This is a genomic window from Pseudomonas allii (assembly GCF_055380095.1).
Genome location: NZ_AP039450.1, coordinates 2,386,326 through 2,411,944 on the forward strand (window position 1 = coordinate 2,386,326; position 25,619 = coordinate 2,411,944).

Here is a 25,619-nt window from a genome sequence, read left to right on the forward strand (position 1 = left end):
GCTTTTTTACAGCACGTGGGCCAAACCCACCGTGGTGAGGTGCACCACGCTGCCTATGTTCGGCGCATGCAGGCCCGAACTACGCACCAGGATCGCTTGGCCGGGCACACCCTCATCCGGTTGCAAGGCCACGGTCAGGGTGCAGGTGTTGCCACCGAATTCGCGCTCGGTGACCACCCCACGGCAACCGGATGGGTCGGTGGTGCTCAGGTGCAGTTGCTCCGGGCGCAGCATGATGCGCGCAGCACCCTGATTGACCTGGCTGTCGACCGACACACGCCCCAACGCGCAATGGGCCCAGCCGCCCTCGATGTGCGCGGGCATGACCACGGCTTCGCCGAGAAACAACGCGGTCTGTTCGTCCACGGGGTACTGGTACAGGTCCATCGGATGCCCCGATTGCACCAGGCGGCCCTGGCGCATCACCGCCAACTGGTCGGCGAACGACAGCGCCTCACTTTGATCGTGGGTCACCAGAATAGTGGTGATGCCCGCATCGCTCAGCAGCCGCGCGACCATCTTGCGCATGGCCGAGCGCAGGCCGGTGTCCAGTGCCGAAAACGGTTCATCCAGCAGCATCAGCCGCGGCTGTTGCGCCAACGCCCGCGCCAGCGCCACCCGTTGCTGCTGGCCGCCGGACAGTTCGTGGGGCCAACGTTGGGCCATGTTGGCGTCCAGGGACACGCTGTCCATCAGCTCGGCGATGCGTTCGTGCCGCGTGGCGTGTCTGGCGGCAAGGCCAAAGCCGATATTGTCGGCCACGGTCATGTGCGGGAACAGCGCGCCGTCCTGCGGCACATAACCGATCTGGCGCTGGTGCGCGGGCACGGCGTGGGTGGTGTCCACCAGCACCTGGCCGTTGAGGGTCAGGCTGCCGCTGTCGGGGAACTCAAAGCCGGCGATCATCCGCAACAGGGTGGTCTTGCCCGAGCCGGACGGCCCGACGATCACCGTGCGGCTGCCGTTGGGCACTGCCAGGCTGACGTCGGCCAGGGCGTGCTGGGTGCCGAAGGTCTTGCAGAGAGCGTGGAGTTCGAGGGCGTTCATCGGCCTGCCGTGCGTTTGGATTGGTGGTAGAGGAGGCCGGTCAACGGCAGTGAGAGCAGGATCATGATCAACGCGTAAGGTGCTGCTGCGGCGTAGTCGATCTCGCTGGTCATCGCCCAGAAGCCGGTGGCCAGGGTGCGCGTGCCGTTGGGGGCGAGCAGCAGGGTGGCGGTCAGCTCGTTGGTGATCGCCAGGAACACCAGCGCCGCGCCCGCTGCGGCAGCCGGAGCCGCCAGGCGCATCGTAATCAGCCACAGGGCGCGGCCCGGCGAGCGGCCAAGGCTGCGCGCCATGTTTTCCAGCTCCACCGGCGCCTGGGCGATACCGGCGCGCAGGCTGACCAGCGCCCGTGGCAGGAACATCAGCAGGTAGGCGAGCAGCACGGTGATCGTGGTCTGGTAGATCGGCCGGGCGAAGTGGATAGTCACCGTGACCAGTGCCAACGCCACGACAATGCCGGGCAACGAACTGGTGATGTAGTTGCAGCTTTCCAGGATGCGTTGCAGGCGACCCGGCGCACGAATCGACAGCCAGGCTATCGGCACTGCTGCGCAGGTGGTCAACACCGCACCGGCAATACCCAACAGCACGGTTTGCTCCAGTGCCGGCAGCAACTCGCTGAACTGCCAGACCTCGCGGCCACCGGCGATCAGCCATTTGCCCAGGGTGACCAGCGGCACGCCGAGGGCCAAGGCACAGGTCGCGGCTTGCAAGCCGAGGGCGAGCAGGGTGGTTGCGGGGCTCAGCCGCACGATGCGTTGTTCGCGGGCACTGCCAGACCCGACCCGCGCATAACGCGCATGGCCGCGTGCCGAGGCTTCAACGGTGAGCATCGCCAGGCAACACAGGGCCAACACGGCCGCGAGCATATTCGCCGCCGGGCCGTTAAAGGTGGATTTGAACTGATCGAAAATCGCCGTGGTGAAGGTGTCGAAGCGGATCATCGCATACAGGCCATACTCGGCCAGCAGATGCAGGCCCACCAACAGCGCGCCGCCGCAGATCGCCAGGCGCAACTGCGGCAACACCACCCGCCAGAACACCGCCCAGGGCTTGAGGCCCAGGGATTCGGCCACGTCTTCAATTGCAGGGTCCAGCCGGCGCAGGGTCGCCGCCACCGGCAGGTACAGAAAGGGGAAATAGGCAATCACCGACACCAGCACGCCAGCGGGCAAGCCATGGATCGACGGCACCAGGCTGACCCACGCGTAACTGTGCACAAACGCCGGCACCGCCAGCGGCGCGACCGCCAGCAACGACCAGGCGCGGCGGCCGGGCAGGTCGGTACGCTCGGTCAACCAGGCGAGCGCGATGCCCAACACGATGCACAACGGCAAGGTGAACAGCACCAGCAGCACGGTGTTGGTCAGCAACTCGCCGACGCGCGGGCGCCAGATCAGCGCTTCGATCTGCGTCCAGCCGACTTGCCACGACACGCCGATTACAAACGCGATCGGCAACAGCGCCAACAACGAAACCAGCACCGACAAGCCGGTGACCCAGGTGCCCCCACGGCTTTTGAACAAGCCGTGGGGGCGTTTGCGTGGCGGCGAGTGGGCGATGCCGGGGATCGACGATTCAGGCAGCAATCAGAGCAGTCCGGCCTGAGTCATCAACTCGACGGCCTTCTTGCTGTTGAGCTTGGACGCGTCGACCTTGGGGGCATCCAGTTGCGCCAGCGGGGTCAGCTTGGGGTTGGATTGAGCGTTCTCGCCGACCGCGTATTCAAACGAGTTGCCGTCCTTGAGGATGGCCTGGCCGTCTTTGCCGGTGATCCACTTCAAGAAGGCCTGGGCCTGTTCTTGATGCTTGCTGGAGGCCAAGACACCGGCGCCGGAGATGCTCACAAACGCGCCCGGGTCCTGATGCTTGAAGTAGTGCAGTTGGGTATTTTTGCTGTTTTCGCCGGTCTTGGATTGATCGACGAAGCTGTAGTAGTGGTAGATCACGCCGCTGTCGACCTGGCCGGCGTTGACGGCCTTGAGTACGGCGCTGTTGCCCCGGTAGATGCTTGCGTTGGCCTTCATTGCCTTGAGCCAGTCGAGGGTCGCGGCTTCGCCCTTGAGTTCGAGCACGGCGGCGACGATGGCCTGGAAGTCGGCACCGGCCGGTGACGCGGCCCAGCGGCCTTTCCAGCTGGGCGAAGCCAGGTCCAGCAGGGATTTGGGCAGGTCGCCTTCTTTCAATTTGCTCGGGTTGTACACGAACACCGTGGAGCGCGCAGCAATGCCCACCCATTTGCCATGGGCCGGGCGGTAGGCGGCGTCCACCTGTTCACGCGTGGTCGGCGCGACCGGGGCGAACAGGCCCGCATTGTCCACCAGCACCATGGCCGGGGAGTTTTCAGTGAGGAACACATCTGCCGGCGAGGCCGCGCCTTCCTGCACGAGCTGGTTGCCCATCTCGGTGTCGTCGCCATTGCGGATGGTCACCGGAATCCCGGTTTCCTGGGTGAAGCCTTCGACCCACGCCTTGGTCAGGCTTTCATGCTGGGCGTTGTACACCACGATACCGACCGGCTCGCTGGCGGCATACACATGCCCGGCACTGACCAGGGCCGTGGCGAGCAGGGCTTGTTTGACGAACGAAGGAAGGCGAGTGGTCATGCGGTGAGCGCTCCGGGTTTTATGACTGCACGGGAAATCCGCGAGAGGTCGATTGAGAGTAGACCAATAGGAATCATTTGCATGTTGGGGCGCGGCGAATGTAGAGCTGGGAATGAGAAAAAAACGTCAAAAATACAGTTAACAAATGTGATGAGGGTGATCAGGCGTAGCAGGCCAAAAGCGGGAGGTGGTTTGGTTGTTTTTCAACATGAGGGTTGACGGCCAAGGTAATGCCGAATACTGTACATAAACACAGTGTTTAGCGCTGACCAACCAAACCCCGGCAACCTCAGCCATGCCAAACACTGTGTGCAAGTTAACGGATTAACTTGATGCACAGGCTCGTTTTACCGAGCCATTTTTATTGATAGAGAGGGAACTCATGTCCTACCCAGAAAGCAAACTCACCGGTCTGATCGGTTTCGCCCAGGCGGCAAAAGTGACAGGTGGCTGGTCCGGCCCTGTGGTCAGTATCACCACGCTCGATCAACTCAAGGCCAATATCGGCGACACCACCCCACGGGTACTGGTGATCAACAGTAATATCTCGGCGTCGAGCCTGACCAAAGTCAACATGGGCGCCAACAAGACACTGATTGGCTCGTTCCAGAACCGTACCCTGGAGAATATTCACCTGCGTGCAACGGCGCAGTCGCAGAACATCATTCTGCAGAATCTTATCTTCAAGCATTCGGCAAGTATCAAGGCCAATGACGATATCCAGGTCTACTTGAACTACGGCAGCAAGTATTGGATCGACCATTGCTCTTTCGTCGGGCACAGCTGGTCCACCACGGACGGTAGCGAAGATAAACTACTGTATATCGGGGAAAAGGCCGATTATGCCACCATCAGCAACTGCTTCTTTGGCAGTCATAAGTATGGTCTGATCTTCGGTCACCCGGCGGATGATAACAATGCCGCGTTCAATGGTTACCCGCACCTGACGCTGTGCCATAACCGCTTCGACAATATGGAAGTGCGTGCGCCTGGCTTGATGCGTTACGGTTATTTTCATGTGTACAACAACTACATCAATAACTTTCACCTCGGTTTTACCCTGGCACAAAATGCCAATATCCTTTCTGAAAGTAATTACTTTGGCGAAGGCAGCCAGAATAAAGGCATGTTGGATGACAAGGGCAACGGGACCTTCACCGACATCAACAGTGTGCCGCCAATCACTAATCAGAAGTCGCCCAAGGCGCAGTGGACGGCTTCATCCAACTATGGCTATACCTTGAAGACCGCCGCACAAGCCAAGGATTTTACCCAGAAGAATGCCGGCGCCCAGTCGGTTGCACTGGTCTTTGGTAGTTGATTAGCTAGCTTTCTACTTAGTGATCACTTAATGCGGGTGCCACTGTATTTATATCAAGGATATAAATACAGTGATGGCCTTTCTAATCTAAATAATTCTTCATGTTGCGACAGGCAGGCTTCCATGTTAAACCTTGTTTCGCACTTGCAGAGCCAACTATCCCTTGCTCTTTCAGTCACCATTAAGTTGCTGGCTGTCATGTGCTATTTAATCTTCGCTTGTCACTTAAGCGTCAGTAAAAGGACATCATCATGAAACATGCGAATCACACACCCACTCGCTGGACACGGGCCGATGCGCTGAAAGTTAATGAGAATGACCCGACGACGACACAGCCGTTAGTGAGTCCTGACTTTCCTGTCATGAGTGACACGGTCTTTATCTGGGACACCATGCCCTTGCGTGAACTGGATGGCACGGTGGTATCGGTCAATGGCTGGTCAGTGATCTTCACCCTGACGGCTGATCGTCGCCCCCATGATCCACAATTCATCAACGCCGATGGCCGTTACGACATCAAGCGCGACTGGGAAGACCGCCATGGTCATGCGCGTATCTGCTACTGGTACTCGCGCACCGGTAAGGACTGGATCTTCGGCGGTCGTGTCATGGCCGAAGGGGTTTCGCCGACCACGCGTGAATGGGCGGGCACACCGATCCTGCTGAATAACAACGGTGATATCGACCTGTATTACACCTGCGTCACACCGGGCGCCACCATTGCCAAAGTCAGGGGCCAGGTGGTCACCTCGGATACCGGCGTGACCCTGCGGGGCTTTGATCAGGTCAAATCGTTGTTTGATGCCGACGGTATCTATTACCAAACCGAAGCGCAGAATTCGACTTGGAACTTTCGCGATCCCAGCCCCTTTATCGATCCAAAAGATGGCAGGTTGTACATGGTGTTCGAAGGCAACGTTGCCGGCGAGCGCGGGACGCACGAAGTAGGCCTGAATGAAATAGGCCTGGTGCCGCCTGGGCATGAAGATGTCGGCGGTGCGCGTTATCAGGTCGGCTGCATCGGCATTGCGGTGGCCAAAGACCTCAACGGTGACGAGTGGGAGATTTTGCCACCGCTGGTGACCGCCGTTGGTGTGAACGACCAGACCGAACGGCCGCACTATGTGTTCCAGGACAACAAGTACTACCTGTTCACCATCAGTCACAAGTTCACCTACGCGGACGGCGTGACGGGCCCGGATGGTGTGTATGGTTTCGTCAGCGACCGGCTGTTCGGCCCTTACACACCGATGAACGCCTCCGGCCTGGTGCTCGGCAATCCGCCTTCGCAGCCCTTCCAGACATACTCCCACTGTGTAATGCCCAACGGCCTCGTGACATCGTTTATCGACAGTGTGCCCACCACTGGCGATGACTACCGTATCGGCGGCACCGAAGCGCCGACGGTCAGGATTGTGTTGAAGGGCGATCGTTCGTTTGTGCAGGAGGCTTATGACTATGGCTACATCCCGGCGATGCGCGATGTAGTGTTGAGCCAGTGACTGCCGTGCAGTCGTCAGCCTGATCATCTGGTGTAAACCGATGCAAAAGTGGGAGGGGGCTTGCCTCCTCCCACTTTTTTAACCGCAATCCAGTTCGGTGGCCGAAGCACTGTCGAGCAAGCTGGCGGTGTAGAGCAGGGTGTGTCAGTGCGAGCATGTTTAATTGATGAATAAATAAACTAATGGATGGTTTAATTGGTGATGGGAATTTCCTTCGGATGGTATTCGTCTTACAAACGCAGCCTACAGTATTATCGGTAGGACTTAGTTGCTGGTTTGCTGGCGGTTTTTTTTTATCGCGCAGGAACGCTCTACAGTGAGCGTTTAAGATGTGTGATACAAAATCATGAGGTGTTTTGGCTTGACAAATTTATGTGCGGATAAATAATTTAATCGCTTGCTTTAAAAGGTGTGAAATCATTTTTTTATAAAAACAAGGATGAAAATGATGGATGCTCAAAATTCAGTAAAAAACAGATCAAATGAAAGGCTCTCTAAGAATGAGATTTATAGAGTGTGCGAGGCCGGTTACAACGAGGTGGCTAATGCAATTGTCCGGCATGCCGCGCTTAGGGAACTTGAAAAATTCGGCGAGATTATCTCTGCTCGTCCTCTGACGCATCAGGGTATGGCCTTGTTTTTTGGCACCCTTTGGGCTTTTTTTAAAGACGTGCCTGCGGGAATCGTTGCGTTGGCTGCACGTGTTACGGATGAATGGATCAAGGAGGATATGTGGAATGGCACAGCCAAGGCTGCGCATATTCTTTATGCTTCGGTTGATGAGTATGGTCTGCACCAGCATAGTAAACATATGCTGCCTACCCATCATCAGATGTTTAAACAACTGACGACTCATCTGGGGCTTTCCGATGCTGATCTGTTTAATCCGTCTAACGTACTCCCAGAGGGTACTGCGATGGGGAATAACACGCATAGGATGTACCGCTCCGAGTTTTTGGGCGAAGCGTTGGGTTTTCATTTGGCTTCGGAAATGACCTCGTCCAGAGAGTTTCAGTACTTTCTTGAAGGGTTTAAAAAATACGCCCGTGAGTATGGCTTGGTGGATGAGGAAGACCCGGTCTTGGCGTTCTTCGCTATCCACTGCGAAGTCGAACCCATGCACGTAGCGACCGGGCGGGAGATCGTAATTTCATACTTGGAGAAAAACCCAGGTATCGCTCCACAAGCCATGCGCGGTGCGATGGCATTCATGGACGGTTTTGAACATATGTTTTCGGCACTTAATCGTCGCCTTGCCGACCCGCAGAGTCTTTGAATTCTGGAGATTGTCTACATGTATAAGTCTTATGAGTGTCAGATCTGTCACTACGTTTATTCCGAGGCATTGGGTGAGCTTCTAGTCGACGTTGAGGCAGGAACAAGGTGGGGCGAGCTAGACGACAATTTTCAGTGTCCGCACTGTCGGGCAAAGAAAAAAATGTTCAGAGAGATTGTGAGGTAAATGCACGACTTTCTGAGTGCAATGCTATTTTCGACACCGCTTTCAATAAGCGTTGGACCGATAGCCTTGATCATTCTAAGGCAGTCCATCGTCTTTGGCTTTCGCAGTGCATTGCCCGCAGCCCTGGGGGCGGCAGTTGCCGACGCGGTATTTGCAGCTGTCGCCTTTACAGGCTTGAAGGTGGTCGAAGCATTTTGGGTCGCCAATCATCAGCTATTGACGTGGGGAGCGATTGCCTACCTCTTTTATCTTGGTGTTACCACATTCAATAACGCTGCTGGCACGATGCAGATAACGTGCTCCGCAGGATTTGTACCGGTCTTTTTACTGACGTTGACTAGCCCGTTCACCATTGCGGCGATTTCTTCCTATGCCATCGCCAGCGGCGCCCAGCTTCAGGGGCAGGGAATCTACTGGAATTTGCTGGGTGTTCTAGTGGGCTCGTTTCTCGGGCAAATGTTGTATGCAGCAGGGGGTGGGGGGATGAAGAAGCTGTTTGCTGAACGTTCAGGTTTTGGTGTGCTTAATCGAGCGAGCGGGGTTTGTCTGATTGGATTTGCGGGCTGGCAGATGGCTTGTGCTCTATCGCTATAGGCTTGCCCCCGATAGCATTGGGTCAGCTACAGGTAAGCTGACTCATCCACCGCCATCGGGGCAAGCCACCTCCCACATTAATCCTGCGTTCCTACCTCCGACCTGTGCGGGTACTCACATCCACCCACACCGCCAGCACCAGAATGCTGCCCTTCACGATCATCTGCCAGTAACTGTCCACATCCAGCATCGACATGCCGTTATCCAGGCTGGTAATCACCAGCGCCCCGAGCAACGCGCCATACACCGTGCCCGAGCCGCCGCGCATTGATGTGCCGCCAATAAAGCATGCTGCGATGGCATCCAATTCGCCCATGCTGCCCGCCGACGGCGAGCCGGCAGCCAGGCGTGCAGTGTTGACCAGACCGGCGAGCGCGCACATCACGCCCATGATGCCGAAGATCCACAGTTTCACCGCCTGCACGTTGATACCCGACAGGCGCGTGGCCTCCATATTGCTGCCCACCGCGTACACCCGGCGGCCGAACACGGTCTGGCTGGTGACGTAGCTGAATACGCCAAGCAGCACCAGCAACAGCAGCACCGGCACGGGGATACCGTCGTAGCTGTTGAGGGTGGTGACGAACCCGGCCAGCACCGCGCCGATCACCACCACGCGCAGCACATCACGCACCCATGAATGCGCGGCCAGGCCATGCAGTGCGCGGTTGCGCCGTTGTTTCCAGGTGAGGAACAGGGTCAGGGCAAACAGCAAGACGCCGAGGCCGATCCCCACCGAATGGGGCAAATACCCTTGGCCCACATACACCAAGGACGGCGACACCGGTGCAATGGTGGTGCCGCCCGTGATGCCCAGCAGAATCCCGCGAAACGCCAGCATCCCACCCAGCCCGACGATAAACGACGGGATGCGCAGGTAGGCGGTCATGTAGCCGTTGGCCAACCCGATCATCAAGCCGCACAGGGCAACCAGACTCAGATTCGCCAACAACGGTATGTGATAAACCACATCCAGAATCGCCGCCAACCCGCCCAGCAACCCCAGCAACGAGCCCACCGACAAATCGATCTCGCCGCTGATAATCACCAGCACCATGCCGCACGCCAGAATCCCGGTGATCGACATCTGCCGCAGCAGGTTGGACAGGTTGCGCGGCGTGAGGAAGCCACCCTCGGTCTGCCAACTGAAAAACAGCCAGATCACCGCCACGGCGATCACCAGGGCAAGCATTTTGTAGCGGGTAAACAGCTGTTTGAGCTGATTCATCTACGCGGTCTTCCGATCATTATTAGGGTGTTGGCTGAGCGCCGCGGCGAGCACCTGTTCCTGGGTGAGCCCGTCGTTGATGAAGTCGCCACGCAACTGGCCGTCGCCGATCACCAGCACGCGGTTGGACACGCCGAGCACTTCGGCCAGTTCCGAGGAGACCATGATGATCGACACCCCCTCGGCCGCCAGCGCGCCCATCAGTTTATAGATCTCATACTTGGCGCCCACGTCCACCCCGCGTGTGGGCTCATCGAGGATCAGCACGCGGGGCTTGGCCATGAGCATTTTCGCCAGCACCGCCTTTTGCTGGTTGCCGCCGGACAGGCTGGTGATCGGCAGGAACGGGCTGGCGGTCTTGAGGTGCAGGCGCGCAATCTGCTGGTCGATGCTGCCCAGTTCGGCTTCGGCGTCGATGCGCGTCAGGTGCGCGTAGGTGTCGAGCACCGCCAGGGTGATGTTCTGGCCGACGCCGAAGTCGGGGATGATGCCCTGGCGCTTGCGGTCCTCGGGCACCATGCACAGCCCGGCGCGGATCGATTTGAGCGGCGTGCGCGTGTCGATCAACTGGCCGTCCAGCCACACCTCGGCGCTGTAGCGGCCGGGGTAGGCGCCGAACAGCGCCGACACCAGTTCCGTGCGCCCGGCGCCGACCAGCCCGGCAATGCCGAGGATTTCCCCGCGCTTGAGCACAAAGGACACATCGTCCACGCGCTTGCGCCTGGGGTTGTCGACGTCATGGCAGGTGACGTTGCGCGCTTCGAAAATCACCTCGCCTACCGCATGGGGCTCGGTGGGGTAGAGGTTGCTCATCTCGCGGCCGACCATCTGGGTGATGATCTGCGCTATGTCCATGTCGGCCATGGCGGTGGTCGCGATGTGCTTGCCGTCGCGGATCACTGCAATGGTGTCGCACACCGCCGCCACTTCGTCGAGCTTGTGGGAGATGTACACGCAGGCCACGCCCTTGGCCTTGAGGCCGCGGATGATGTCCAGCAGCACCTCGATTTCCGAGCGGGTCAGGGCCGAAGAGGGTTCGTCGAGAATCAGCAGCCGCGCCTGTTTGTTCAGGGCCTTGGCGATTTCCACCAGCTGCTGGTAACCGCCACCGTACTGCGACACCGGCAGCGCCACGTTCATGTCCGGCACCTTGAGCTCGCGCATCAAAGCCTCGGCACGATGGAACATCGCCGGGTAGTTCATGCGCCCACCCGGCAGGGTCAGTTCATGGCCCATGAAGATGTTTTCGGCCACCGACAGGTCGGGCACCAAGGTCAGTTCCTGGTGGATGATCACGATGCCGGCGGCCTCGGTCTCGCTGATCGACTGGGCCTTGAGTGGCTGCCCGTCCCAGAGGATCTCGCCGTCCCAGGTGCCGTGGGGATAGACCGCCGACAGCACCTTCATCAAGGTGGATTTACCGGCCCCGTTCTCGCCGCACAGGCCGACGCATTCCCCCGGCCGCACCTTGATATCGATGCCGTCCAGCGCGTTGACCCCGCCAAAGCGTTTGACGATGCCGTTCATTTGCAGTAGGTAGTCGGCCATGGCGCTTACTGCCCGGCCATCTGCTCTTTGGTGTAGAACCCGTCTTTCTCCAACAGGTCGATATTGGCCTTGGTCAGCGGGGTCGGGGTGAGCAGGATGGTGTCGACCTGTTTGCTGCCATTGTCGTACTGCGAGCTGTAGGTGGGTTTCTCGTTACGTGCCAGTTGCACCGAGAGTTTGGCGGCTTCGGTGGCGATCAGCTTGAGCGGCTTGTACACGGTCATGGTCTGGGTGCCGTCGATCACCCGCTTGATGGCCGCGAGGTCGGCGTCCTGGCCGGAGATCGGCACCTTACCCGCCAGTTTCTGCGCGGCCAGGGCCTGGATCGCGCCGCCGGCGGTGGCGTCGTTGGAGGCGACGATGGCGTCGATCTTGTTGTTATTGCGGGTCAGGGCATTCTCCACGATGCTCAGGGCCTCGGTGGGGTTCCATTCCTTCACCCATTGCTGGCCAACCACCTTGATATCGCCCTTGTCGATGGCCGGTTGCAGCACCTTCATCTGGCCTTCGCGCAGCACCTTGGCGTTGTTGTCGGTGGGCGCGCCGCCGAGCAGGAAGTAGTTGCCCTTGGGCGCCGCTTGCAGCACGCCGCTGGCCTGCATTTCGCCGACTTTTTCGTTATCGAAGGAGATGTAGGCGTCGATGTCCGCATTTAGGATCAGGCGGTCATAGGACACCACCTTGATCCCGGCTTTCTTGGCTTCGGCGACGGCGTTGGTGAGCACGGTGGCGTTGAACGGCACGATGACGATCACATCGACGCCACGGGAGATCAGGTTTTCGATCTGCGAGATCTGTTTTTGCTCGTTGGCATCGGCCGATTGCACGAAGACCTTGGCGTCGAGTTTTTCTGCGGCGGCGATGAAGTAATCGCGGTCGCGGGACCAGCGTTCCAGGCGCAAGTCATCGATAGAGAAGCCGATCTTCGGGTGGGCCGAGTCGGCCAGCACCGGCAGGGCGAACAGGGCCAGGGCAGTGGCGATGAGGGTGCGTTTCATGGTTATGCGTCCTTTTATTGTTGTTGGAAGACTCTAGGCAAACACTGAACCTGTGGCGAGCGAGCTTGTTGTGGTGAGCATGCTTTTTTGTGGTGAACGGCAGCCACGACAAGCCCGCATGCCACACAGTCACCGGTAGATAAAGCGATTCACAATACCTTCCAGCATCTCCTGCCGACCACTCACCGCCTGCGGGTTCAGCTCATGGGTGAAGGCATGCTCGGCCAGCGACTCCAGGCTGAATTCCCCCGCCAGCACCGCCTGGCCCAGCGGCTGTTGCCAGCCGGCGTAACGCTGGTCCTTGAACTGCTGCAACCGGTCGTTTTCAACCATGGCCGCCGCCCGCTCCAGCGCCAGCGCCAACACATCCATCGCCGCCACATGCCCGTGGAACAGGTCCACGTCATCGAGGCTCTGGCGGCGCACCTTGGAATCGAAATTGTAGCCGCCATTCTTGAATCCCCCGGCCTTGAGGATTTCATAGGTGGCCAGGGTCATTTCCTCGACGCTGTTGGGAAACTGGTCGGTGTCCCAGCCGTTCTGCGGGTCGCCACGGTTGGCGTCGATGCTGCCGAAAATCCCCAGGGACACGGCAGTGGCGATCTCATGATGAAAACTGTGCCCGGCCAGGGTCGCGTGGTTGGCCTCGATGTTCACCTTGATCTCATGCTCCAGCCCGAACTCATGCAGGAAGCCAAACACCGTGGCGCTGTCGTAATCGTATTGGTGCTTGGTCGGCTCCTGGGGCTTGGGTTCGATCAGCAGGTCGCCGGTGAAGCCGATCTTGTGCTTGTGCTCCACCACCATGCGCATAAAGCGCCCGAGCTGTTCGCGCTCGCGCTTGAGGTCGGTGTTGAGCAAGGTTTCATAGCCTTCACGACCACCCCACAGCACATAGTTGGCGCCCTTGAGCCGCAGCGTCGCGTTCATCGCACTGAACACCTGGGCGGCGGCGTAGGCAAACACCTCCGGGTCCGGGTTGCTCGCGGCGCCGGCGGCAAAGCGCGGGTTGCTGAAGCAGTTGGCGGTGCCCCACAGCAGCTGGATGCCGGTCTGTTCCTGATGCTGTTCCAGGTGGTCAACCATCTGCGCAAAGTGGTGGCGGTATTCCTTGAGCGAGCTGCCTTCGGGGGCGACGTCGGTGTCGTGAAAGCTGTAGTAGTCGATGCCCAGCTTGGAGAAAAACTCGAAGGCCGCGTCCGCCTTGCCGATGGCCAGTTCCATCGGGTCGCCACTGCGCTGCCATGGCCGCTTGAACGTGCCCACGCCAAACATATCCGCCCCTGACCACACGAAGGTGTGCCAATAGCAGGCCGCCATGCGCAGGTGCTCGCGCATCGGTTTGCCGAGGATGATTTTGTTGGCGTCGTAATGGCGAAAGGCGAGGGGTGAGTCGCTGCTGGGGCCTTCGAAGCGAACCTTCTCGACACCGGGGAAGTACGGCATGGCGTTTTCCTTATTGTTCTTAGCGGTGTCTGGATACTAGCAACGGCACCTGGCCTGCTGATTATGAAAATCACCAACGGACAGTGCGATTTTGCGCGGCAGGGGCTAGGCTGTTGCGACCGGCCCCAGGACAACAACAATGAAAACCCTACCGCCTGTACACCGCATCGCCTTGCTGTTCAACGGCAGCAAAATCTACGACCGTGGCATCATCGCCGGCATCGGCAATTACCTGAGCAGCACCCGCGCGTCCTGGGACTTGTTCCTCGAAGAGGACTTCCTGTGCCGCCTCAAAGGCATTGAGCGCTGGCAGGGCGACGGCATCATCGCCGACTTCGATGACCCGCTGATCGGCGAGGCGCTGGCCGGCAGCAAAGTGCCGGTGGTGGCGGTGGGCGGATCCTATGAAGATGCACGCGCCTACCCCAAGGGCATCCCCTATGTGGCCACCGACAACGCGGCCTTGATGAAACTGGCCTACGAACATCTGATCGAGGCCGGTGTGACGCGGTTCGCCTGTTTCAGCCTGCCCGAAGCCCAGGCCAATCGCTGGGCCCAGGAGCGCGAAAAGGCCTTCAAGCGCTTGCTGCAACGCGATGGCTTGCCGGTGCAGATCTATCGCGGCCTGGGCACCAGCGCGCCGCTGTGGGACAGCGCGGTGGAGCAGCAGATCGCCTGGCTGCAAAGCCTGCCCAAGCCCATCGGGATCATTGCGGTCACCGACGCCCGCGCCCGGCAACTGCTGCAAGCCTGTCTCACCGCCGGCATCGCGGTGCCGGAAGAGGTGGCGCTGATCGGTATCGACAATGACCCACTGACCCGCACCCTCACACGCGTGCCGTTGAGCTCGGTGATCCAGGGCACCGAAACCATGGGCCGCACCGCCGCCGCGCTGTTGCACCAGATGCTGCACGGCAAGCCTTGCACGGGCACGCAGGTGCTGGTGCCGCCGGATGCGATCAACGTGCAGGCCTCGAGCCTGCACCAACCCTTGGGCAACCCTTATGTGATGCAGGCGTTGCTGTTTATCCGTCAGTACGCCTGCCAGGGCATCAAGACCGCCCAGGTGGCGGCTTATGTCGGGGTGTCGCGTTCATCGCTGGAGTCGCACTTTCGCAAGGCGCGCGGGTGCAGCGTGCACGATGAGATCCTGCGTTTCAAACTCGCCAGCGCCGCCAAGGGCTTGCAGGGCAACCACCTGGCGATCGCCGATATCGCCCAGCAGTGCGGCTTCAAGTCGGCGCAGTACCTGCACACTGTGTTCCGTCGCGAGTTCGGCTGCACGCCACGGGAATACCAGCACAGCCATTAGAAACTTTGCAGGCATCGCCCATTCGCCGCTGGACTTGCACCGTACAGACTAGGGAGAATGGTTTTTTGTGGCGTAAATGGAAGCTCCCATGACCGACAGTGCCCAGCGTGCCGCCAGCGACATCGACCTTATGACCGAAGTGGCCATGCTTTATTACCTCGACAACATCACCCAGGAAGCCATTGCCAAGCGCTTCGACCTGTCGCGGGTCAAGGTCAGCCGCTTGCTCAAGCGCGCCCGTGATGAAGGGGTGGTGGAGGTGCGGGTGTTGCAGCATCCGGCCCTGAACACGGAGTTGGAGCAGGCGCTGGTCGAGCGCTTCCAGTTGGACCGCGCCTTGATCGCGGTCGACCACGGCGACCCCGACACCCAGCGCTCGGCCGTGGCCAGCCTGGTCGCCAACTACCTGAACAAGACCCTCAGCGACGGCATGATCGTCGCCGTCGGCATGGGCCGCAACGTGGGCGCCGTGGCCGAGAACGTGTTCCTGCCGGTGACGCGCAACTGCACCTTTGTGTGCGCCATCGGCGGCTCGCTCAAGGCCGGCGAATACATGAACCCCGACCATATCTGCCGGCGCCTGGCCCTGCGTTTCGGCGCCGAGAGCGAAACCCTGTACGCCCCGGCCCTGGTGGCCAACTCGGAACTGCGCAGTGTGCTGATCAACAACGACACCGTGCGCTCCACCCTCGACCGTGCGCGCCGCGCCGATATCGCCTTGATCGGCATCGGCGACATGAGCGAGAACAGCAACATGGTGCGCATGGGCTGGTTCTCACCCCAGGAAATCGCCCAGGCCCGGGTGTCCGGTACGGTCGGGGACATGATGGGCTACGACTTTATCGACATCCACGGCCAACCGGCGGTCAACGCTATGCAGGGCCGGGTGATCGGCCTGTCGGTACAGGAACTGGTGCGCATTCCCGACGTGGTGGCGATTGCCAGCGAAAACACCAAGGCGGCGGCCACTCTTGGTGCGTTGCGCTCCGGGGTGATCAACACCCTGGCGACGACCGTGTCGAATGCCTACACGATCCTCGCTCTGGATGATGCAACGCGTCGCTAGGTGACATCTTGTATGTGGTGAGCCCGCTCACCACAGAAAGCCCGCTCACAACTACCCGACCAACCGCGCCTCAACCGATTCGGCCAGGTTGGTCAGGATCAGGCAGCACGACACCGCGCCCGCATCCAATACCCCCAGGGAGCGTTCCCCCAGGCGGCTGGCACGGCCGATCTTGGCCACCAGGTCGCGGGTGGAATCGCGGCCCTGGGAGGCGGCGCTTTTCATCCGGTGCAACGCTTCGCGGAACGTCGCGCCGCTGGCCTGGGCCTGTTCAAACGCTTCCACCGCCGGGATCAACGTATCCATCAGGCACTTGTCACCCACACCCGCATCGCTGATGTCCTGCAGTGAAGTCAGGCCGCCACGCAGCAGCCTGGCGAAGGTCGCCCCGTCGATGCTGTCGTGGCCGCGCACTTCGTCGGCCATGCCGATAAACAGGCTGCCGTAAAGCGGACCCATGGAGCCGCCGATGCCTTCCATCAACGCCAGGGTCAGTTCGTCCAGCGCCTCGGCCAGGGACAGTTCGCGGCCCTCCAGGGTCTTGCCGCAGCGCGAGAACCCCTTGGCCATGTTGATGCCGTGGTCGCCGTCGCCGATGGCGCCGTCCACTTCACTGAGGTATTCGCGGTTGGCGACGATGATCGACACCAGGTTGGTGACAATGGCGCTGCCGGTGTTGCTCGGGAAATGTTCGCGCATGCTTCACTCCGACTGGGTCATGCCGATGGAGCGGCAAGGTTGGTCGATCAGGCGGCTCAGCTCGGCGTCTAGGCCGAGCAGGGTCAGGGTCACGCCCATCATTTCCAGGGACGTGAAGTAGTTGCCCACGTAACAACGATGAATGCGCAGGCCCTTGGCGCGCAGTTGGCGCTCGACCTCGGCGTAGAAAATATAAAGCTCCATCACCGGCGTGGCGCCCAGGCCCGAGACCAGCACCACCACGCTCTGGTCCTGGGTGAAGTCACGGTCGGCCAGGATCGGCGCGAGCATGCGTTCGGCCATGGCAGCGGCGGACTCCACCGGCACCACTTCGATACCCGGTTCGCCGTGGTGGCCGATGCCCAGTTCCATCAGGCCGTCGGCAATCTGGAAGTTGGGTTTGCCCACCGCCGGAATGGTGCAGGGCGTGAGCCCCACGCCGATGGAGCGGCAATGGTCCACGGCCTTCTGCGCCACGCGGATCACGCCGTTGAGGTCGTAGCCCTGGGCGGCGGCGGCACCGCCGATCTTCCACATGAAAATCTCGCCGGCCACGCCGCGTCGCTTGGCGATATCCGCAGGCGGGGCGGAGGCCACGTCGTCGTTGGCGACCACGGTGCGGATGTTCATGGCTTTGCTGGCGGCCATTTTCATCGCCAGCTTCACGTTCATGTTGTCGCCGGCGTAGTTGCCATACAGGCATGCCACGCCCGCGCCCTGGTCGGCGGCACGGAACGCGTCGAAGAAGCTCTTGGCGGTGGGCGAAGAGAAGATCTCGCCCACCGCCACCGCATCCACCAGCCCCGGGCCGACATAGCCGAGAAACGCCGGCTCATGCCCCGAACCGCCGCCGGTGACGATGCCCACCTGGCCGGCCGGTGAGAGGGTGCGCTTGCCGATGACCCGCGGATTGCTCTCGTACTGCACCAGTTCCGGGTGCGCCAGGAGGATGCCCGCGAGCATGTCCTCGACCACCAGGTCCGGATCATTGATGACTCGATTCATAGAGGGGTTCCTTGTTCTTATTCGTCTGGAATCGGCTTACTGAATGCTGTAGCCGCCGTCGATCACCACGTTTTCGCCGGTGATCATCTTGGCCGCGTCGCTGACCAGGTAGAGCACCAGGCCGGCGATTTCTTCCGGCTGGGCGAAGCGCCCCACCGGGATCTGCAATTTGGCGCGTTCGCCCAGCTCGCCCGCCCAGGCTTTCTTGCCCAGGGCGGTTTCGACGATGGTTGGCGACACGGCGTTGACGTTGATGCCGTGGGGCGCCCATTCCATGGCCAGCACCTTGGTCATGCCGACCACGGCGGCCTTGCTCGCGCAGTAGGCCACATGACGGTCCAGGCCGATGACGGCGGCCTGGGAGGCAAGGTTGACGATACGCCCGCCGCCTTGTTCGATCATGTAGCGGGCGCAGGCCTGCGCCATGAAGAAGCTGGCCTTGAGGTTGATATCCAGGGTGGTGTCCCAGGCGTTTTCATCCACGGCCAGGGCCTTGTCGAGCAGGGCGACCCCCGCGCTGTTGACCAGGTAATCGATGCGCCCGAGCCCGGCAGCGGCCTGATCCACGGCGGCCTGCAGCGAATCAAGCTGGCGCAGGTCGGCCACCAGCCCCACATGACCCGCGCCGAGGCTGGCAGCCATGTCGACCACCGCCGGGTCACGGTCCAGCAACGCCACCCGGGCGCCGCGCTCCACCAGCAACTGGGCACAGGCCAGGCCGATACCGGCGGCGCCCCCGGTGATCACGGCGCAACGGCCGCTGAGGTCGAACGCCTGGTTCCAGAAATTGGACATTGCACACACTCCACTTAGCGTTTTTTCTTGCGCCAGACATCGATCAGCACCGCAAGCACGATGATCAACCCCTTGGCCACTTGTTGGTAATACGACGACACCCCGAGCAGGTTCAAGCCGTTGTTGATCACGCCAATCAGCAGCGCGCCAAACAACGTGCCGACAATGCTGCCGGTGCCACCCGACAGGCTGGTGCCACCGATCACCACCGCCGCAATCGCATCCAGCTCATAAGACACCCCGGCCTGGGGCAGCGCCGAGGTGGTGCGCGCCGCCAGCACCACGCCGGCCAGGCCCGCGAGCAGGCCGGAGATCACATACACCGAGAACGTGACCTTGCGTACACCGATGCCGGAGGTGCGCGCGCTTTTTTCATTGCCGCCCACGGCGTACACGTAGCGCCCGTAGGTGGTGTAGCGCAGCACCATCCAGAAGATCAGCGCGACCACCGCAAAGATAATGATCGGCACGCCAATGGGGCCGAGCTTGCCGATGCCCATGGCGAGGAAGCTGTCCGGCAGGTCGGTGACCGGGCTGCCGTCGTTGAGAATAAAGGTCATGCCCCGCGCCACGCTGAGCATGCCGAGGGTGGCGACAAAGGGCGGGATGCTCAGGTTGGCCACCATGAAACCGTTGACCACGCCGAGCATGGCCCCGGCAAACATCCCCGCACTCACCGCCGCCAGCAGGCCATAGCCCTGGGTGGCGACCAACGCGCTGCACAAACCGGCAAAGGCCAGGATCGAGCCCACCGACAGGTCAATGCCCTTGGTGAGGATCACGTAGGTCATGCCCACGGCCAGGATGCCGTTGATGGAGGTCTGGCGCAGGATGTCCATCCAGTTGCGCCAGGTCATGAAGTATTCGCTGGAAAACGCCATCACCAGGCACAGCAGGATAAACACCAGCGGCAGGCCGAAGCGGTCGAGGGACAAGCGCAGGCGGTTGCGCGGCGGGGCAGTGACGGGTGCGGCGAGGACTTTACTGTTCATGAGGCAAGACTCAACAAGGCTTCCTGGGAAAGGGCGGTATCGCTGCTGACGGTCACCAGGCGGCCGCCCTTGAACACCGCGATGCGATCACTCAGGTGCAGCAATTCCGGCGCCTCGGACGAGACCACAATGGCCGCACCGCCGGCGCGCACGAACTCGTCGAGCAGGTGATAGATCTCCTGCTTGGCGCCTTCGTCGATGCCGCGCGTGGGCTCATCGCACAGCAGGCAGATCGGCTGGGTCGACAGGCATTTGGCGAGCACCACTTTCTGCTGGTTGCCGCCGCTCATGGACTCCACCGGCAGGTCCAGGGACGAGATCTTGATCTGCAGGCGCTTGACCATGCTCTGCGCCAGGGCCTGTTCCTTGCGCGCATTGATCACCGACCAGCTCGACAATTGCTTGTAGGCCGACAGCGCGATGTTGGCGAGGATGCTGGCGCTGAGCACCAGGCCGCTGTCCTTGCGGTCTTCGGTGACCAGGGACATGCCGGCGCGGATGGTCGCCGCCGGTGTGCCGACGGGCAGCGGCTGGCCTTGCAGGGTGGCACTGCCGGCGTCCGGCAGGGTCAGGCCGTACAGGCAGTTGAGGAATTCGCTGCGGCCCGAACCCATCAGCCCATAGATGCCGAGGATTTCGCCCTGGCGCAGTTGCAGGCTGATGTCCTGGAACTCGCCGTCGCGGCTCAGGCCACTGACATCCAGGCACGTGGTGGCGGCGCATTCGCGGCCGACTTTATGGTCGATGCGCTGCAGCTCCTGGCCGACGATGCCGCGCACCAGGTGGGCACGGTCGATATCGGCCATGCGCCCGCTCTCCACAAAGGCGCCGTCGCGGAAGATGCTGTAGTCATCGGCAATCTGCGCCAGTTCACTCAGGCGGTGCGACACATAGATGATCCCGGCGCCACGCGCGGTCAGGCGGCGGATCGCCTTGAACAGGGTTTGCGCTTCGTGTTCGCCGATGGCCGAGGTGGGTTCGTCCATGATCATCACCTGGCAGTCATGGCTGAACGCCTTGGCGATCTCCACCAGCTGGATCTGCGCCACGCTCAGGCGATGCATGGGGCTGGTGGCGTCCACATCGAACTCCAGGCTTTGCAGCAGTTCGCGGGTGCGTCGGTTCAGTTCCTTGCTGTCGACGATACAACCGGCGCGGCGCGGTTCGCGGCCCAGCCAGATATTTTCGGCGACGGTCATGTAGGGGATGGGTTCCAGCTCCTGGGTGATCATCGCCACCCCGGCGGCGAGCGCCGCGCTGGGGCGGTCGAACTGCACCGGCTGGCCGTTGAGCAGGATGCTGCCGGCGTCACGCTGGGTGATGCCCATCAAGATGCTGAGGAAGGTGGATTTGCCGGCGCCATTGCCGCCGCACAGTGCGTGCACGCTGCCGGCCCGCAGGGCCAGGCGCCCGTCGCGCAGGGCAGGGACCCCGGCGTAGGCCTTGGAAACTTGTTCAGCCTGGAGCAGTAATGGCGGGGCCATCGGTGTGTCCTCTTGCTGATTTTCTTATTAGGTAGGCTTAAGCAACAGCCTGATCATATGATCGGATAGTGATCATATGTTTAAACTGGTCGAGTTGGTTTTGTCAATGGCTTGGCGCAGCAATCGCCTGAGGTTTTAGGGTTTTAACGGCTTGTTGCCTTGAAATAAGCCTTGACAGCAGCAGGTGTGTCGTCCGCTAATGATTGTGCATAATTTCAGTGAGTGATCATTTGATCGGTCTGATGGAGAAACAGTAATGGGTGCACAAACGACGTTTTCGGTGGCCATCGGATGCGACGAGGCGGGCTTTGAACTCAAGGAAATGCTCAAGCGCTTTATCGAAGGCCTGGGGTATGGGGTCGAGGACTTTGGCTGCCATTCGTCCAGCCCGGTGCTGTACCCGGACATCGCAGCGGCCGTAGCCACGGCGGTGGGGGCGGGTGAGCAGCGCCTGGGTGTGCTGATCTGTGGCACCGGCATCGGCATGGCGATTTCCGCCAACAAGATCAAGGGTGTGCGGGCGGCCCAGGCCCATGACACCTATTCGGCCGAGCGCGCACGCAAGAGCAACGATGCGCAGATCCTGTCCATCGGTGCACGGGTGATCGGGCCCGAGCTGGCCAAGAGCATCGTCAAAGTGTTCCTGGAGTCGGAGTTCGAAGCGGAGCGCTCCGGGAAGAAAGTCGAGCGCATCACTGCGCTCGAACAGGCGAACAGGGCGTTGCCGTCAGACGACTGAGCCGCTTCAGAACAGCGCCTTGACCTGCAGGCCCAGCACCAGGGCGTTGTCGATGTTGTCACCGGAAAACGCCCCCGGCTCGATGATGTATTGCACATCCGGGCGCAGGGTCAGCCAGGGGGTGGCCTGGTAGCCGTAGCTGAGTTCGATCAGTTGTTCGGCGTTGTTCAGGTTGGGGTACTCGGTCCCGGCCTTGAAGGCGGCCAGTTCCTGTGCCTCGCGGCTGCGCGGGTTGGGCACGGCGCGGCCATAGCCCAGCGCGACGGTGTCCCGCGGCCGGCCTTCGAACGGTTTGTACAGCACCACGCCCGCGCCATACCACTTGCTGAACGGCGAGGCCGCTTCGCTGGCGGCAGAATACTGGCCGAAGGCGTGCAAAACACGACCGCTGGATGAATCCGAAGCCCAAACCGCCTGGTCGATCAGCAGGTAGTGACCGCCGCGACCGCTGACTTCCTTGTTGCTGCCGATGCGTTTCACGTCGGAGCTGTCGTAGTAATAACCCAGCTTGTATTCACCCGGCAGGCTGCCGGCGTGTTTGTAGATCAATTCGATGGGCACCACGGTGCCGGTGGTGTGCTTGGGGTCCAGGCGCCAGGCGCGGCTGGAGTTGCCGTTGCTTTGCGGGTCGACGTTGAACGCGGCTACGCGCAGTTGCCAAGACGGCGAGAAGTCATATTTAACCCGCGCACCCAGGCGTGCATTCGGGTAGTTGGTCCAGCCGCTGCCGCCGGACATGTTCAGCGGGTGCCCGCAGAACCCGGCGTTCATGAAGTTGCACAAAATCCCGCTGTTGAGGCCGCCGAGGTCATTGCCCATGGCCATGTAGCCGAGCTTAACGTTCAGCGCCGGGGTGAACAGCGTGCGCTCGTAGCTCAGCTCGGTGAGGCGGGTGTAGAGGCCGCCGAAGTTTTCCTGGATAGGCAGGCGGTTGCCCACCAGGTCCTCGGACGCACTGTTGCCGCGCCGGTCATTGATCGTGAGCTGGATGCGATCGCCATTGGTGAGGCCGTAGAGCTTGCCCAGGTCGAACTGCACGCCGAGCTTGAGGTTCTGCGAGTAGCGCGCCGAGCGGTGCTGGCCGCCATGGGCGTTGTAGGCGGTTTCGCCACTGTAGTCGCCGCTGAAGCGGATGCCCTGCGCGTCGAGTTCACGGCGTAGGCCGCCCCAATCGCCGGTCAGGGTGGTGTCATCGGCTTGCACGGGCAGGGCGGCACCCAGGGCGAGGCCCAGCAACAGGCGCCCAAGGGGAATATGAGAAGTGGAGGTCATGCGGGTTTTTCCAGGCACAAGGCGCGGCGCCGGGGAGGCGCCGCGCGAACAGGGGGTTATGGCAGGGCGTAGGCGATCACGTAGTCGCCACGGTCGGTGGACTGGCGTGCGCCACCGGCGGTGACGACGATGTACTGCTTGCCTGTTTTCGGCGACACGTAGGTCATCGGGCCGCCTTGGCTGCCGACGGGCAGGCGGGCTTTCCAGATTTCCTCACCGTTGCCGCTGTTGAAGGCGCGCAGGTAGAAGTCCTGGGTGCCGGCGATGAAGATCAGGCCGCCCTGGGTCGACAGGGTGCCGCCGAGGGTCGGCAGGCCGATCTTGATCGGCAGGTGCATGCGGATGCCCAGCGGGCCGGTGTCTTCCACGGTGCCGACTGGCACTTGCCAGGCGACTTTCTGGGTCTTCATGTCGATGGCGGTCAGGGTGCCGAATGGCGGCGCCTGGCACGGAATGCCGGCCACCGACAGGAAGCGGTTTTTGTTCACCGCATACGGCGTGCCCTTGAGCGGTACGGCGCCCATGCCGGTGTTCAGCGCTTCGCCACCGGACGCGGCCTGGGCCTTGTTCTGCGACGGCACCATCTGGATCCACAGGCCCAGGCGCATGTCGTTGACGAAGATAAAACCGTGCACCGGGTCGGTGGAAATGCTGCCCCAGTTCATGCCGCCCAAGGAGCCCGGGAAGCTCAGCGATTTATCGGTGCCCGGCGCGGTGTACAGGCCGTCGTAGCGCATGCCCTTGAAGTCGATGCGGCACAGCAATTGGTCAAACGGTGTGGCGCCCCACATGTCCGATTCGGTCAGGGTCTGTGCGCCGATCTGTGGCATGCCGACCGATTTTGGCTGGGTCGCCGAGTAGGGTTCGTTGGGGATGTTGGCGGCCTTGACCGGGACTTCCTTCACCTCGGTCAGCGGTTTGCCGGTGGCACGGTCGAGCACGTAGATCTGCCCGGCCTTGGTGCCGATCACCACCGCAGGCACGGCCTTGTCGCTGCCCGGCGGGGTGAAGTCGATCAGGCTCGGCTGCATCGGCAGGTCGAAGTCCCACAGGTCATTGTGGACGGTCTGGTACACCCATTTTTCCGCGCCGGTGGAGGCGTCCAGCGCCAGTACCGACGCGCCGTATTTGTGATTCAGTTGCGTACGCTCGACACCGTAGATGTCGGTGGACGAACTGCCCATCGGCAGGAAGACCGTGTTCATCAGCGGGTCATAGGACATCGGCGCCCAGCTGTTCGGCGTGCTGCGCACGTAGGTGCTGCCGTCGGCCGGGGCTTTTTTGTCTTGCGGGTTGCCGGGGTCGAACGCCCAGCGCATCTGGCCGGTGATCACGTCGAAGCCACGGATTACGCCGCCGGGCATGTCGGTCTGCACGTTGTCGGCCACGCGGCCGCCGACCACCACGGTGGTGCCGGCGATCAACGGCGCCGAGGACAGTTGGTAGTAGCTGTCCGGCACGTTACCCAGGCCGGCTTTCAAATCCACCTGGCCGTGGGTGCCGAAGTCTTCGCAGAACTGGCCGGTGTCGGCGTCCACGGCGATCAGGCGTGCATCGATGGTGTTGGTCAGCAAGCGACGCTGGCACTGCGCACCGGCAGGCACGCTGGCGGCGATGATCGGCGAGCTGTTCGGTTGGGTCGGCTGGGCAATCGGCGCGGTCGCATCGAAGTAGGCCATGCCACGGCAACGCTGCCACACCGCCGATTTGGCGTTGACCTCGTTCTTCCACAGCTCTTTGCCGGTGTCGGCGTCGAGGGCGATCAGGTTGTTGTGCGGCGTGCAGATGAACACTTTGTTGCCGATCTGCAGCGGGGTCAGTTGGTCTTCGGCACCGTTGCCATCGCTGATGGCGACGTCGCCGGTGTGGTAGGTCCAGGCCACTTTGAGCTTGTTGATGTTGTCGCGATTGATCTGGTCCAGCGCAGCGAAGCGGCTGCCGCCTTCGGTGTTGCCGTAGTGCGCCCAGTCTTTCTGGGCGTCGGCCGCAGCCACCGGCGTGATGCCTGGGCCGTTGCCGGTGGGTGCCACGCTTGGGTGAGCGACAAACATATTGCCCGCCGCCACGGCCACGCCCACCGCCATTACCGCCGCCACGCCATAGGCGCCGCGAGCAGGCCGGTTGACCAGCAGCGGGTACACCAGCGCTACCACCATGCCGATCACCGCGAACATGAACACGCGGGAGAACAGCGGCCAGAACACCAGCCCCACATCCGCCACCGCCCAGAGAGCCGTGCCGACCAGGAAGGCCGCGAACAGCCACGCGCCCGCCGGCTTGCGTCGGGCAATCAGCAGGCCGGACACGGCCATGGCCGCACCGCCGATCAGGAAGTACCAGGAACCTCCCAGGCTCACCAGTTTGCCGCCGCCAATGGCCAGCGCGAGGCCGAGCAGGGCGATGATCACGCCCAGGCCCAGCAGTAAGATTCTAGAGACGCCAGTGGCGCGCGATGCTCGTTTCATGTCGACAGCACTCGAATGTGAGAGGGCAAAGACGCGAT

The 25,619-nt window shown here is 61.4% G+C and carries 22 protein-coding genes; 8 read left to right on the forward strand and 14 right to left on the reverse strand.

All coding sequences use genetic code 11. The features are described 5' to 3' along the window. Window positions 1-6 precede the first annotated feature (6 nt). Genes ACZ445_RS10990 through ACZ445_RS11000 form a run of 3 tightly spaced genes read right to left on the reverse strand, consistent with a single transcriptional unit; the run spans window position 7 to window position 3,653 of the window. Window positions 7-1,047 (reverse strand): ABC transporter ATP-binding protein, encoded by a 1,041-nt coding sequence (locus ACZ445_RS10990; RefSeq protein WP_464708314.1) that lies wholly within the window; start codon window positions 1,045-1,047, stop codon window positions 7-9. Beyond that, window positions 1,044-2,636 (reverse strand): ABC transporter permease, encoded by a 1,593-nt coding sequence (locus ACZ445_RS10995; protein WP_464708315.1) that lies wholly within the window; start codon window positions 2,634-2,636, stop codon window positions 1,044-1,046. The genes ACZ445_RS10990 and ACZ445_RS10995 overlap by 4 nt, the downstream gene beginning before the upstream one ends. Further along, the gene (locus tag ACZ445_RS11000) at window positions 2,637-3,653 is read right to left on the reverse strand and encodes an iron ABC transporter substrate-binding protein (protein ID WP_058427039.1); all 1,017 of its coding nucleotides are present in this window, start codon (window positions 3,651-3,653) and stop codon (window positions 2,637-2,639) included. 382 nt (window positions 3,654-4,035) lie between these two features. On the opposite strand from ACZ445_RS11000, the gene ACZ445_RS11005 reads away from it, so the two are divergent. The 5 genes from ACZ445_RS11005 to ACZ445_RS11025 all read left to right on the forward strand — a co-directional run bounded on the left by ACZ445_RS11005 (window position 4,036) and on the right by ACZ445_RS11025 (window position 8,532). Continuing rightward, entirely contained in the window at window positions 4,036-4,974 is a 939-nt protein-coding gene (locus tag ACZ445_RS11005) for a pectate lyase family protein (RefSeq protein ID WP_058427038.1), read from the forward strand. Between the two features lie 251 nt (window positions 4,975-5,225). Next, entirely contained in the window at window positions 5,226-6,476 is a 1,251-nt protein-coding gene (locus ACZ445_RS11010) for a glycoside hydrolase family 68 protein (protein WP_058427037.1), read from the forward strand. A gap of 448 nt (window positions 6,477-6,924) precedes the next feature. Next, window positions 6,925-7,752, forward strand: coding sequence for an iron-containing redox enzyme family protein (locus ACZ445_RS11015; RefSeq protein WP_058427036.1), 828 nt, complete (start codon window positions 6,925-6,927; stop codon window positions 7,750-7,752). 18 nt (window positions 7,753-7,770) lie between these two features. After that, the gene (locus ACZ445_RS11020; protein ID WP_081049337.1) at window positions 7,771-7,938 is read left to right on the forward strand and encodes a rubredoxin; all 168 of its coding nucleotides are present in this window, start codon (window positions 7,771-7,773) and stop codon (window positions 7,936-7,938) included. Beyond that, window positions 7,939-8,532 (forward strand): LysE family translocator, encoded by a 594-nt coding sequence (locus ACZ445_RS11025; protein WP_058427035.1) that lies wholly within the window; start codon window positions 7,939-7,941, stop codon window positions 8,530-8,532. Between the two features lie 91 nt (window positions 8,533-8,623). Here ACZ445_RS11025 and ACZ445_RS11030 read toward each other — a convergent pair whose 3' ends face one another. From ACZ445_RS11030 to xylA, 4 genes are all read right to left on the reverse strand, one after another. Continuing rightward, window positions 8,624-9,760: a sugar ABC transporter permease gene (locus ACZ445_RS11030; RefSeq protein WP_058427034.1), complete on the reverse strand. Its 1,137-nt coding sequence runs from the start codon at window positions 9,758-9,760 to the stop codon at window positions 8,624-8,626. After that, window positions 9,761-11,308 (reverse strand): D-xylose ABC transporter ATP-binding protein, encoded by a 1,548-nt coding sequence (gene xylG / locus ACZ445_RS11035; RefSeq protein ID WP_058427033.1) that lies wholly within the window; start codon window positions 11,306-11,308, stop codon window positions 9,761-9,763. Between the two features lie 5 nt (window positions 11,309-11,313). After that, window positions 11,314-12,306: a D-xylose ABC transporter substrate-binding protein gene (gene xylF / locus ACZ445_RS11040; RefSeq protein ID WP_058427032.1), complete on the reverse strand. Its 993-nt coding sequence runs from the start codon at window positions 12,304-12,306 to the stop codon at window positions 11,314-11,316. Window positions 12,307-12,435: 129 nt separating this feature from the next. Next, complete coding sequence (gene xylA, locus ACZ445_RS11045) at window positions 12,436-13,752, reverse strand: xylose isomerase (protein ID WP_058427031.1); 1,317 nt, start codon at window positions 13,750-13,752, stop codon at window positions 12,436-12,438. 139 nt (window positions 13,753-13,891) lie between these two features. On the opposite strand from xylA, the gene ACZ445_RS11050 reads away from it, so the two are divergent. Together ACZ445_RS11050 and ACZ445_RS11055 are read left to right on the forward strand one after the other, a co-directional pair. Continuing rightward, complete coding sequence (locus tag ACZ445_RS11050; RefSeq protein ID WP_058427030.1) at window positions 13,892-15,064, forward strand: XylR family transcriptional regulator; 1,173 nt, start codon at window positions 13,892-13,894, stop codon at window positions 15,062-15,064. Between the two features lie 88 nt (window positions 15,065-15,152). Continuing rightward, window positions 15,153-16,130: a sugar-binding transcriptional regulator gene (locus ACZ445_RS11055; protein ID WP_058427029.1), complete on the forward strand. Its 978-nt coding sequence runs from the start codon at window positions 15,153-15,155 to the stop codon at window positions 16,128-16,130. A 51-nt stretch (window positions 16,131-16,181) separates the two neighbouring features. Here ACZ445_RS11055 and dhaL read toward each other — a convergent pair whose 3' ends face one another. Genes dhaL through ACZ445_RS11080 form a run of 5 tightly spaced genes read right to left on the reverse strand, consistent with a single transcriptional unit; the run spans window position 16,182 to window position 21,105 of the window. Further along, window positions 16,182-16,829: a dihydroxyacetone kinase subunit DhaL gene (gene dhaL / locus ACZ445_RS11060; RefSeq protein ID WP_058427028.1), complete on the reverse strand. Its 648-nt coding sequence runs from the start codon at window positions 16,827-16,829 to the stop codon at window positions 16,182-16,184. A 3-nt stretch (window positions 16,830-16,832) separates the two neighbouring features. Continuing rightward, entirely contained in the window at window positions 16,833-17,834 is a 1,002-nt protein-coding gene (locus tag ACZ445_RS11065; RefSeq protein ID WP_058427027.1) for a dihydroxyacetone kinase subunit DhaK, read from the reverse strand. A 36-nt stretch (window positions 17,835-17,870) separates the two neighbouring features. Beyond that, window positions 17,871-18,629, reverse strand: coding sequence for an SDR family oxidoreductase (locus ACZ445_RS11070; RefSeq protein ID WP_058427026.1), 759 nt, complete (start codon window positions 18,627-18,629; stop codon window positions 17,871-17,873). 14 nt (window positions 18,630-18,643) lie between these two features. Continuing rightward, window positions 18,644-19,621, reverse strand: coding sequence for an ABC transporter permease (locus ACZ445_RS11075; RefSeq protein WP_058427025.1), 978 nt, complete (start codon window positions 19,619-19,621; stop codon window positions 18,644-18,646). Next, complete coding sequence (locus tag ACZ445_RS11080) at window positions 19,618-21,105, reverse strand: sugar ABC transporter ATP-binding protein (RefSeq protein ID WP_464708317.1); 1,488 nt, start codon at window positions 21,103-21,105, stop codon at window positions 19,618-19,620. The genes ACZ445_RS11075 and ACZ445_RS11080 overlap by 4 nt, the downstream gene beginning before the upstream one ends. Before the next feature lie 256 nt (window positions 21,106-21,361). Here ACZ445_RS11080 and rpiB point away from each other — a divergent pair, with 256 nt between their 5' ends. Then, window positions 21,362-21,844 carry a ribose 5-phosphate isomerase B gene (gene rpiB, locus ACZ445_RS11085; RefSeq protein WP_248487730.1) on the forward strand — a complete coding sequence of 161 codons (483 nt, stop codon included), beginning with the start codon at window positions 21,362-21,364 and terminating at the stop codon, window positions 21,842-21,844. 6 nt (window positions 21,845-21,850) lie between these two features. Here rpiB and ACZ445_RS11090 read toward each other — a convergent pair whose 3' ends face one another. Both ACZ445_RS11090 and ACZ445_RS11095 read right to left on the reverse strand, forming a co-directional pair. Next, window positions 21,851-23,116: a carbohydrate porin gene (locus ACZ445_RS11090; RefSeq protein ID WP_464708318.1), complete on the reverse strand. Its 1,266-nt coding sequence runs from the start codon at window positions 23,114-23,116 to the stop codon at window positions 21,851-21,853. A gap of 56 nt (window positions 23,117-23,172) precedes the next feature. Beyond that, a complete protein-coding gene (locus tag ACZ445_RS11095; RefSeq protein WP_464708319.1) occupies window positions 23,173-25,581 on the reverse strand; it encodes a glucose/quinate/shikimate family membrane-bound PQQ-dependent dehydrogenase in 2,409 nt (802 codons plus the stop codon). Window positions 25,582-25,619: the final 38 nt, after the last annotated feature.